General features: G+C 44.4%; 11 protein-coding genes and 4 tRNA genes. 2 read left to right on the forward strand and 13 right to left on the reverse strand.

The features are described 5' to 3' along the window. From ACLD4K_RS21440 to ACLD4K_RS21460, 5 genes are all read right to left on the reverse strand, one after another. A partial coding sequence (locus ACLD4K_RS21440; RefSeq protein ID WP_000031662.1) for a GTP-binding protein occupies nt 1–214 on the reverse strand: 214 nt, incomplete at its 3' end. A gap of 115 nt (nt 215–329) precedes the next feature. Beyond that, nucleotides 330–405 (reverse strand) — tRNA-Thr (locus tag ACLD4K_RS21445). Between the two features lie 6 nt (nt 406–411). Beyond that, nucleotides 412–486 (reverse strand) — tRNA-Gly (locus ACLD4K_RS21450). A gap of 116 nt (nt 487–602) precedes the next feature. Continuing rightward, a tRNA-Tyr gene (locus ACLD4K_RS21455) sits at nt 603–687 on the reverse strand. 8 nt (nt 688–695) lie between these two features. Next, a tRNA-Thr gene (locus ACLD4K_RS21460) sits at nt 696–771 on the reverse strand. Between the two features lie 19 nt (nt 772–790). Here ACLD4K_RS21460 and ACLD4K_RS21465 point away from each other — a divergent pair. Next, the gene (locus ACLD4K_RS21465) at nt 791–964 is read left to right on the forward strand and encodes a hypothetical protein (protein ID WP_001621476.1); all 174 of its coding nucleotides are present in this window, start codon (nt 791–793) and stop codon (nt 962–964) included. Nucleotides 965–1,172: 208 nt separating this feature from the next. Then, entirely contained in the window at nt 1,173–2,123 is a 951-nt protein-coding gene (coaA, locus tag ACLD4K_RS21470; protein ID WP_350414721.1) for a type I pantothenate kinase, read from the forward strand. A 34-nt stretch (nt 2,124–2,157) separates the two neighbouring features. Here coaA and birA read toward each other — a convergent pair whose 3' ends face one another. The 8 genes from birA to ACLD4K_RS21510 form a co-directional block, all read right to left on the reverse strand. Next, on the reverse strand, nt 2,158–3,120 hold the full coding sequence (gene birA / locus ACLD4K_RS21475; protein ID WP_000655746.1) for a bifunctional biotin--[acetyl-CoA-carboxylase] ligase/biotin operon repressor BirA: 963 nt from the start codon (nt 3,118–3,120) through the stop codon (nt 2,158–2,160). Then, the gene (murB, locus tag ACLD4K_RS21480; RefSeq protein ID WP_079981893.1) at nt 3,117–4,145 is read right to left on the reverse strand and encodes a UDP-N-acetylmuramate dehydrogenase; all 1,029 of its coding nucleotides are present in this window, start codon (nt 4,143–4,145) and stop codon (nt 3,117–3,119) included. The genes birA and murB overlap by 4 nt, the downstream gene beginning before the upstream one ends. Before the next feature lie 289 nt (nt 4,146–4,434). Continuing rightward, complete coding sequence (locus ACLD4K_RS21485; protein WP_411012474.1) at nt 4,435–5,340, reverse strand: dihydrodipicolinate synthase family protein; 906 nt, start codon at nt 5,338–5,340, stop codon at nt 4,435–4,437. Next, the gene (locus ACLD4K_RS21490; protein WP_139763222.1) at nt 5,328–6,296 is read right to left on the reverse strand and encodes a 2-keto-3-deoxygluconate permease; all 969 of its coding nucleotides are present in this window, start codon (nt 6,294–6,296) and stop codon (nt 5,328–5,330) included. Before ACLD4K_RS21490 ends, ACLD4K_RS21485 begins: the two co-directional genes overlap by 13 nt. Before the next feature lie 37 nt (nt 6,297–6,333). Then, entirely contained in the window at nt 6,334–7,509 is a 1,176-nt protein-coding gene (locus tag ACLD4K_RS21495; RefSeq protein ID WP_000846756.1) for a UxaA family hydrolase, read from the reverse strand. 26 nt (nt 7,510–7,535) lie between these two features. Then, a complete protein-coding gene (locus tag ACLD4K_RS21500) occupies nt 7,536–7,802 on the reverse strand; it encodes a UxaA family hydrolase (protein ID WP_001663244.1) in 267 nt (88 codons plus the stop codon). Nucleotides 7,803–7,887: 85 nt separating this feature from the next. Further along, complete coding sequence (gene dmpG / locus ACLD4K_RS21505) at nt 7,888–8,898, reverse strand: 4-hydroxy-2-oxovalerate aldolase (RefSeq protein ID WP_000932712.1); 1,011 nt, start codon at nt 8,896–8,898, stop codon at nt 7,888–7,890. A gap of 2 nt (nt 8,899–8,900) precedes the next feature. Then, the gene (locus ACLD4K_RS21510; protein ID WP_411012475.1) at nt 8,901–9,620 is read right to left on the reverse strand and encodes an acetaldehyde dehydrogenase (acetylating); all 720 of its coding nucleotides are present in this window, start codon (nt 9,618–9,620) and stop codon (nt 8,901–8,903) included. Nucleotides 9,621–9,657: the final 37 nt, after the last annotated feature.

Consider the following 9,657-nt stretch of genomic DNA (forward strand, 5'->3'; position numbering starts at 1 on the left):
TATCGTATTCAACGTGAGAAGTGTTGATGGTGATACCACGCGCTTTTTCTTCCGGCGCGTTATCGATCTGGTCGAATGCGCGGGCGGCACCGCCGTAGGTTTTAGCCAGTACGGTAGTAATGGCAGCGGTCAGCGTTGTTTTACCATGGTCAACGTGGCCGATAGTACCGACGTTAACGTGCGGTTTTGTACGTTCAAACTTTTCTTTAGACATCGATTGTCCCTCTAAGACACGGATAAATCGGTGATATCACCACATCAACCAGGCAACACGCCCGACTTGTTGAATGCTAATAAACAGAAGAGAAAAACAGGAAGGAGAAAAGAAGTGGTGCTGATAGGCAGATTCGAACTGCCGACCTCACCCTTACCAAGGGTGCGCTCTACCAACTGAGCTATATCAGCACATCTTGGAGCGGGCAGCGGGAATCGAACCCGCATCATCAGCTTGGAAGGCTGAGGTAATAGCCATTATACGATGCCCGCATCCTGGAACTCGGCTACCTGATTTTCATTCTGCACTGAATATCGAGAGAAACTCTCTTTATTCGAGCCGGTAAGCGAACTTATCGTCTCGGGCTGCGCCATCGCGCGGCCGAAAATGGTGGTGGGGGAAGGATTCGAACCTTCGAAGTCTGTGACGGCAGATTTACAGTCTGCTCCCTTTGGCCGCTCGGGAACCCCACCGGACTTGATGGTGCCGACTACCGGAATCGAACTGGTGACCTACTGATTACAAGTCAGTTGCTCTACCTACTGAGCTAAGTCGGCATCAAGTAGCGCGCATTCTATGGAGACCTGCGTGCTCATGCAACTAAAAAATTGCATAAAATGTTCTATCGCTCACATTTTGCGCTATAAGAGACAAAAATGCTCTAATTTCAAACAAGAGAGCATAAATTTTCGGCATTTTACTGACCGTCTGACCAGGATACGACGCGGCATTTCAACGTTCCGTCGATAGAAAGCAATCTTCTGTATCTGGTATATTCGTCACATTGCTTCTCAGGGATAGCTTTCACAGCGAGATTTTTTCTTATTATTCCTCCCCATCTGGTGTTACCCTCCTGCCCATTGTCCAAATTAACTTAAATGTGACGTGCCGTTGCATGTCAGGGATGGCCCTCGTTCATCGCTGAACTGATGTAGCAATAGCAGCCAGAAACATGCTTATGAGTATAAAAGAGCAATCGTTAATGACGCCTTACCTACAGTTTGATCGCAGCCAGTGGGCTGCGCTTCGCGATTCTGTGCCGATGACCCTGACCGAGGATGAGATCGCGCAGTTAAAAGGCATTAATGAAGATTTATCGCTGGAAGAAGTTGCAGAAATATATTTACCTCTCTCCCGTTTGCTAAATTTCTATATCAGTTCAAATCTGCGTCGTCAGGCTGTCCTGGAACAGTTTCTGGGCACTAACGGCCAGCGAATCCCTTACATCATCAGTATCGCGGGCAGCGTCGCAGTGGGTAAAAGCACGACAGCACGCGTTCTGCAAGCGTTGCTGAGTCGCTGGCCGGAACACCGCCGTGTTGAATTGATTACCACAGACGGCTTCCTCCACCCAAACCAGGTGTTGAAAGAACGCGGGTTAATGAAGAAAAAGGGATTCCCCGAATCGTATGATATGCACCGACTGGTGAAATTCGTTTCTGACCTCAAGTCGGGCGTACCGAACGTGACGGCGCCAGTCTATTCTCATTTGATTTACGATGTTATTCCTGAAGGGGATAAAAACGTCGCTCAGCCTGATATATTGATTCTTGAAGGTTTGAATGTTTTACAAAGCGGTATGGATTATCCTCACGATCCGCACCATGTATTTGTCTCTGATTTCGTTGATTTCTCTATTTACGTTGATGCGCCAGAAGAACTTCTTCAGACATGGTATATCAATCGCTTCCTGAAGTTCCGCGAAGGGGCGTTTACCGATCCTGACTCTTATTTCCACAATTATGCGAAATTATCTAAAGAAGAAGCTGTTAATACAGCAGCTTCGCTTTGGAAAGAAATTAACTGGTTGAATTTAAAGCAAAATATCTTACCTACACGAGAACGTGCCAGCCTTATTATGACCAAGAGCGCTAACCATGCGGTGGAACAGGTAAGATTACGAAAATAACAGAAAAAAGGGGAGTACCGACTCCCCTTTTTTACTATTCGGCGCTTCGCAGCGATATTTCTCCGCCCATCCAGGGTTTAATCACGCCATCCTGTTCAAGCAATAATGCGCCCTGAGTATCAATGCCGCGAGAAATACCAAATATTTCTTTGTCGCCAATAATCAGTTTTACCGGACGATCAATAAAATTATCCAGTTTTTTCCAGCGCGAAAGATAAGGAGAAAGACCTTCTTGCTCAAAAAGCTCAAGCGCAGCACGTAACTTATAAATCAGCTTTGCGGCCAGCATATTGCGGTCGAGCGTAATTCCGGCCTCCTGCAACGTGATCCATCCCTGATTTATCACGTCCTCTTCTACACGACGCATTGCCATGTTAATACCAGCGCCAATCACTATTTGTGCGGCATCGCCCGTTTTACCGGTTAACTCAACCAGAATACCCGCCAGTTTGCGATCCAGCAGGTAGAGGTCGTTAGGCCACTTCACGCGAACTTTATCTGCGCCCAGTTCACGCAGCACTTCCGCCATCACAATTCCAATGACCAGACTCAAGCCTATTGCCGCCGCAGGCCCTTGCTCCAGACGCCAGTACATTGAAAGATATAGATTCGCGCCAAACGGTGAGAACCATTTACGCCCGCGACGACCACGCCCCGCCTGTTGGTATTCTGCTACACAGGCATCGCCTGAGCGCAGCTCGCCAATTCGATCAAGTAAATACTGATTGGTTGAATCGATAACGGGCAATACCGCCACGTTTCCGCTATCCAGTTGGCTATGAATACGGTCAGCATCCAGTAACTGGATGGGTTCCGGTAAGCTATATCCTTTACCGGGAACGGTAAATACATCTACTCCCCAGTCGCGTAATGTCTGGATATGTTTATTAATTGCCGCACGGCTCATTCCCAGCCGTTCACCCAATTGCTCGCCTGAGTGAAACTCTCCGTCGGCAAGTAGTGAGATCAGCGTCAGGGGAACGGTAGTATCTTTCATGCAATGCTCTCCACAGCGTTCACCTCTCCGGACCGACCAATAAAGCGAACTTCAGGCTCCAGCCAGACATTAAATTTTTCACCCACTTTTTGCCGGACATGATGCGCCAGCGCCACCACATCTTTACTTGTCGCATCATTCGCATTAATCAATACCAGCGCCTGTTGGCGATGCACCGCAGCGCCGCCAATGGTGACGCCTTTCAACTGACATTGGTCAATCAGCCAGCCTGCCGCCAGCTTCACTGAGCCGTCTGCCTGAGGGTAATGCGGCGCGTTGGGAAATCGTTCTAACAGTTCCATAGCGATATCGGCTGCGACAACGGGATTTTTAAAAAAGCTGCCCGCATTGCCATTCACTTTAGGATCCGGCAATTTTGTGGTGCGCATATGGCATACAGCATCAAACACCTGTTGCGCGGTGACCGTTTTCGGGTCCAGACGAGTAAGATCGCCATAGGTCAACACCGGCTGCCATTGCTTTGACAAACGCAGACCCACCGCGACGATCGCAACGCGATCCTGATATTCATTTTTGAAGATGCTGTCCCGATAGCCGAAACGGCATTCCGTTGCAGACAAACGCAGACGTTTTTCCGTTTCCAGTTCAACACAGTCAACGTAGTCGCAGACGCGCTGTAGTTCTACGCCATACGCGCCAATATTCTGTATAGGCGAGGAACCAACGCAGCCAGGGATGAGCGCCAGATTCTCCAGGCCGGGCATGTTGTTGTCCAGCGCGTAGCGAACCAGCTGATGCCAGTTTTCGCCTGCGCCGACGTGTAGGTGCCAGGCGTCCGCGGTTTCATTGACCTCAATGCCTTTCAGGCGGTTAAGGATCACGGTGCCGGCGTAATTTTCCAGAAACAGGACATTGCTTCCTTCACCCAGGATCATAACCGGCAGTCCCTCACGAGTTGCTTGCTGCCAGGCGCTCAGTAGTTGTTGTTCGTTTTCAGCGCATACGATGTGCTTTGCACAATGATCAATGCCGAAGGTATTCCAGGGTTTTAGGGAGTGAGTCATAACGGCTATTCCTGATGCTGAACCAAGAATAGTGTACCGTATCTGTGTTGGGAAGGCTTGCGGTTTACGGGTAGAAAATAGCAGGAACGATTAAACCAGCCAGACAGAATTAATAAAAAACCATTAAGAACTGTAAAGTTATTTATTATGTACCATTTTGACCTATTTCAAGTTGCTGTAAAAAACCAGCAAGCCTCCCAGTCATTGACAAAAACACATTACTGGGAGGCACGCACAACATTGTCTCGATAGCTTGTGGGAAGCCATATAAAAAAGATAATTTATTGAACTACTCTTGACAAATCAGATTATATCGAGCTAATACCTGGTCTATCAATTTTTTGGCATAAGTGAGTTTCTCATCACTGATATCGGTAAAAGGAAATATTGACTTTTCATTTACATTAACTCCTCTATAGTTCATAAGAGTTTTTATGATAAGCGAAGGGTTTGAATCCATGCTATAGATCGGCATTAACCCATGTATCAGATTTGAAAGCTGGAATGTTTTGTCAAAGTCTTTCTTCCGACAGGCATCAACAAGGCTACTAAAAATCTCTGGTACAATATTAGATAAGCCACAAATTCCACCGCAGCCACCTGCTGCTATATTATACAAGAACTGATCATCAAACCCTGAATACATCTGAAAATCTTTTTTATTTATGGCTAAAATGATTTCGTTAGAATGAGCTGGAATCATAACAGAATCTTTCATACCAATAACATTTATATTAGCAGCTACAATTCTTTTTACCGTATCAGCATCCAAAGAGTGGCCACTTCTTTCAGGGTAGTTGTATAGATGAATGTTACATTTTACCGATTTTGCGACCTCATCATAATACTCAAACAAACGATCCGGGTTTAAACCATAGTAATATGGCCCAATGATGAAAACGCCCTGGTAACCGATCTCACTGGCATAATTAGTTAACTCGATAGTTTCAGCAGCATCTAAGCAACCGGTACCAGCATAAAGCTCTACCCTACCATTTGTATGTTTTACGTACATACTGAGCAATGTTTTACGTTCCGCCAAAGACATATTGGTGAATTCGCCCGTAGAGCCTAAAACCAGTATGCCATCCACACCGCCGGCAATAAGGAAATCTATTACCTTTTGATTCCCATCTATATCAACATGGCCATTTTCATCAAAAATAGTAACCGATGGGGTAATTATTTTACACATTGCCCATTTCCCTTTTCGATAGTCGGGTCAATCCCTTTTTTCTGCAATCGCTTCACCCAGAAATTGACTAAGATTGGCGTCAAAATTGCAGTCGTAATGGTAGAAGCCGCAATCTGTGGCATCGCTATGGTAGCAGAGGCAGCAATGCTTTTATCAATTTCAGCAATGGCGGCAGGCGTAGCAACAGCATTACCAGCGGTACTAGCCAAAGCCGCGCCAGCAACTCCCGAACCACCGCTTAGTTTATCCGAAATAATAAGTATTGCGCCGCCAATGAAAGTGGTAATAACCCCCAGTAATATACCAGAAACACCACCAGATATTAGCATTTCCAGGGTAAGACCAGTACCAAGAGCGAATGAGAAGAATGGTATAAATTTAGACGATCCCGCGGACAAAAATTCGCGCATGTTTTCATCTAAGTTACCAATAATCATACCAAAGACAATAGGAATGATGACAGAGAGTAAAGCGCTGAATGGGACACTGACAAGACCAGCAGTACCAAGCGCAATCATAGTAAAAAACGGACCATCATTAAGTGCTGTAACTACATAAGCGCCAGTATCCGTTTTAGTCCCATACTGACCGGTTAAAGCAAGATACAGACCACCATTTGAGTTTGTCATGGCCGCAATAATTGCCAGTGAACTAATACTGAAGAGGTTATCCCCCAAAAAATGGGCAACAAACAGGCCGATCAAAATACCTGTTACAAGTTTCACCACTGTCAGAACACCGCCACGCCAAATGGCTTTCGGAGCCTCTTTGAAAGACATCTGCGCACCGACAATCACAAAAAAGACGGCCATAATAGGGCTTGCTTGTGTCAACGCTGTTACAAACCCTCCCATAGCTAATGCATCAGGAAAAAAGGTTTTCAGTAAGCACCCAAGAAATAAAGGAACTACCATCATACCGCCTGGTATTCTGTCGAGCGTTTTCTTAATTGGTATTTGCATCTTTACTTACTCCTTTATTTAAAATTATCCTTTAAAATACGGGAGAATCGGTATAAACATTAAATGTGCCACCATACCCATATTTTTCTGGTTTGGTTTCCATACCATTTAATACTTCGATCAAATAATCTATTGCTTTTTCACCCATCTCCTCTAAAGAGATACCTTTGGTTATGATTTCACCTGCGTTCAAATCCATATCACCATTTTCCCCGCCCACCATTTCATAGGTTCTGGTATTAGATGAAAGCTTGATGACTGGACAAATCGGATGCGCCATTGGGGTGCCGCGGCCAGTAGAGTAAATTGCTACCTGGGCTCCAGCTGAAAATAAACCCGTCAAAGAAATGGGATCATTACCCGGCCCATCCATGATAAGTAGCCCTTTACGATCGCCGACAGGTTCACCATAGCCAATCACATCTTGAATTGGCGCACTGCCGCCTTTTCTTACACATCCTAATGCTTTTTCCTGGATCGTGGTAAGACCACCATCAATATTACCTTTCGCTAAGGTACGAGAACTTTCTTCACCTAGCAATTTTCTTAGTTTAATTTCCTCGCCATAAATTAAATCATATATTTTATCAGCGACTAATTTACTTACTGAACGTTCGGCAAGTGAATCCTCTGTACCTATCAACTCTGCATTTTCGCTTAAAATGGAAGTACCGCCATTTCTAACAACCCAGTCTGATACATAGCCAATTACGGGGTTTGCTGTCACACCAGATAAGGAATCTGAACCACCGCATTCAGTGCCAAAAACAAGTTTGTTGAGCGGTACCTCCTGGCGTTCTTGCATGGCTGCATCTGCCAGCATTTTTCTGGCTTCTTCTACCGCTTTTGTGATAACAGCCTGACCACCACCATCGTTTTGGACAATAAGCGCCACAATGGGTTTTCCATTACATTGGCGCAGCTCAGCTGCGACTTCTCTGGCATCAAAGTCCTCACAACCAACCCCAATCAAAATAGCGCCATAAATATTAGGATTAGACAGAATACCATTCTGAACAGTCTTCCATCTTTTCCTTTCACCGACATAGTTACAACCATAGGTATGTAACAAAGGGACTACTTCTGGTAGTTTTTTGGCTATCTGATCTACAACACCGGTTGAACAAGCCGCATTTGCCATGACAACAACATGGTTACGGATACCAACCTGGCCATCTGGACGAACATATCCTTTAAATGTTTTCATCTCTATATTTCCCTATTATGTAGTGACTATTTCATCATCTTCTCAGAGTCGACATTATGTACATGTACATGCTCACCTTTAACTATATCTTTAGTTGCATAGCCAAATGATGCACCATACTTAATTGTTGGCTCACCAGTTTTAATGTCACTAAGCGCGATTTTATGTGGCATTTCAACATCATTAATTACAACTATTACCTCTGTGCCAACTAATATCTCCTCACCTGCTTTAATATTATCAATAACGACTGCAACATTATCTCTTGAATCAAGCTTTAGTCCTCTTTTCACTTCTCAACTCCTTTTCAATGATTCTATCGTAAAATTATGCCAACTTATAAACACGGATATATTTATAAAGTAATAGATAAAAACACTAATTCCCATATTTTAAAGCATGCGACACATCAATAATCATATCTTCCTGACCACCAACCATACGCCGTTTTCCCAGTTCTACCAAAATATCACGAGGATTTAGATCAAATTTTTTCGCAGCATTATAAGTATGTAACAAGAAACTAGAATAGACGCCAGCATATCCAAGTGTTAATGCAGCACTGTCAATATATTGTTCGCGCAGCATCATTGGCGCTACCACATCCTGAGCTAAATCCATATACTCATATAGGTCGAGGTTATTTTTTAACCCCATCCTGTCAATTACTGCCGCAAATACCTCAGCTTGTGTATTACCTGCTCCAGCGCCAAGTCCACGGCAAGTCACATCAATATATTCAGCACCATATTCTACTGCTGCGATAGAATTAGACACCGCTAAGCCTAAATTGTTGTGTGAGTGGAAACCTACAGGCACCCCCAATTTTTCAACAAGTAAGCCCACGCGAGCTTTAACATCATCTGCCAACATGTAGCCAGCCGAATCAGCAAGATTCACATACTGAGCGCCTGCATCGACAAATATTTTGGCTTGCTCCAGTATCTTCTCTGGTGAAGCCATATGTGCCATCATAAGAAAACCAATGGGCATCATGCCCAACGATCTTGCCGCCTTGATATGTTGAATCGCAACATCTGCTTCTGTTACATGTGTTGCTACACGTACCGCTTTTGCGCCACATTCCTGCGCTTTCTTCAAATCATCAATCGTGCCAATACCAGGAATCAACAGAACAGTAAGTATTGCATTCTTGACAACCGTAGATGCGGCTTTGAGCAAATCTAATTCCGATACTGCCGAAAAGCCGTAATTAATAGAGGAACCAGAAATACCATCGCCATGAGAGAGTTCAATAAAATCGACACCAACACGCTCAAGACCCGCAGCAATAGCAGTAACTTGCGCTTCGGTATAGCGATGCATCATCGCATGGCTTCCATCCCGCAATGTTGTATCGACAATGTGTATTTTTTTCTTATTTAACATGCTTATGCTTCCTTGCTTATTCGCTTAGCCACTTCTTCCGCAGCCGAGATCGCTGCTGCATTAATAATATCCAGATTACCCGAATATTTAGGTAAGAAATCTCCAGCACCTTCTACCTGAACAATAACCGTCACCATATTGCCATCTATAATCGGAGGTACCCGCAGGCTATATCCTGGAACATATTTTTGTACATCCGCGACGATCTGATTTACAGACTCTTCTATCGCCTTCTTATCAGGTTTTCTTACGATAGAATAAATCGTATTCGACATCATAAGAGGTGGCTCAGCAGGATTTAATATAATCAGAGCTTTGCCTCTATCTGCCCCCCCTACTTCAACAAGTGCTTTTGCTGTCGTTTCAGTGAATTCATCAATATTTGCTCTCGTACCCGGCCCTGCGGATTTAGAAGAAATGCAAGAGACTATTTCCGTATATTCTGAATCTGCTACACGATTAATTGCATATGCTATAGGAATCGTCGCTTGCCCACCACATGTCACCATATTATAGTTATCTGTTTTCTGCCCCAGTAAATGCTCTAAATTAACACAAGGCACAACAAAAGGCCCAATTGCAGCGGGAGTCATATCAAATACGATTTTGCCTGCATCTTTTAATATAGGAGCGTTATTTATATGCGCAGTAGCACTTGTCGCATCAAATACAATTTTTATTTCCGGATCATCTGCTATTGCATGTAAATAGCTGCGCCAAATAGTAGATCACTTTGAGGGAACTCAGCCCGGATTGTGC

The organism is Salmonella sp. 741265055_HSA, assembly GCF_046569525.1.
GTDB classification, from domain to species: Bacteria; Pseudomonadota; Gammaproteobacteria; order Enterobacterales; family Enterobacteriaceae; genus Salmonella; species Salmonella enterica.

What these genes read in the sequence shown, in the direction of transcription:
- ACLD4K_RS21465 (WP_001621476.1), top strand. Translation starts at nt 791, where the DNA reads ATGGAGACCTGCGTGCTCATGCAACTAAAAAATTGCATAAAATGTTCT.
- coaA (WP_350414721.1), top strand. Translation starts at nt 1,173, where the DNA reads ATGAGTATAAAAGAGCAATCGTTAATGACGCCTTACCTACAGTTTGAT.
- birA (WP_000655746.1), bottom strand. Translation starts at nt 3,120, where the DNA reads ATGAAAGATACTACCGTTCCCCTGACGCTGATCTCACTACTTGCCGAC.
- murB (WP_079981893.1), bottom strand. Translation starts at nt 4,145, where the DNA reads ATGACTCACTCCCTAAAACCCTGGAATACCTTCGGCATTGATCATTGT.
- ACLD4K_RS21485 (WP_411012474.1), bottom strand. Translation starts at nt 5,340, where the DNA reads ATGTGTAAAATAATTACCCCATCGGTTACTATTTTTGATGAAAATGGC.
- ACLD4K_RS21495 (WP_000846756.1), bottom strand. Translation starts at nt 7,509, where the DNA reads ATGAAAACATTTAAAGGATATGTTCGTCCAGATGGCCAGGTTGGTATC.
- dmpG (WP_000932712.1), bottom strand. Translation starts at nt 8,898, where the DNA reads ATGTTAAATAAGAAAAAAATACACATTGTCGATACAACATTGCGGGAT.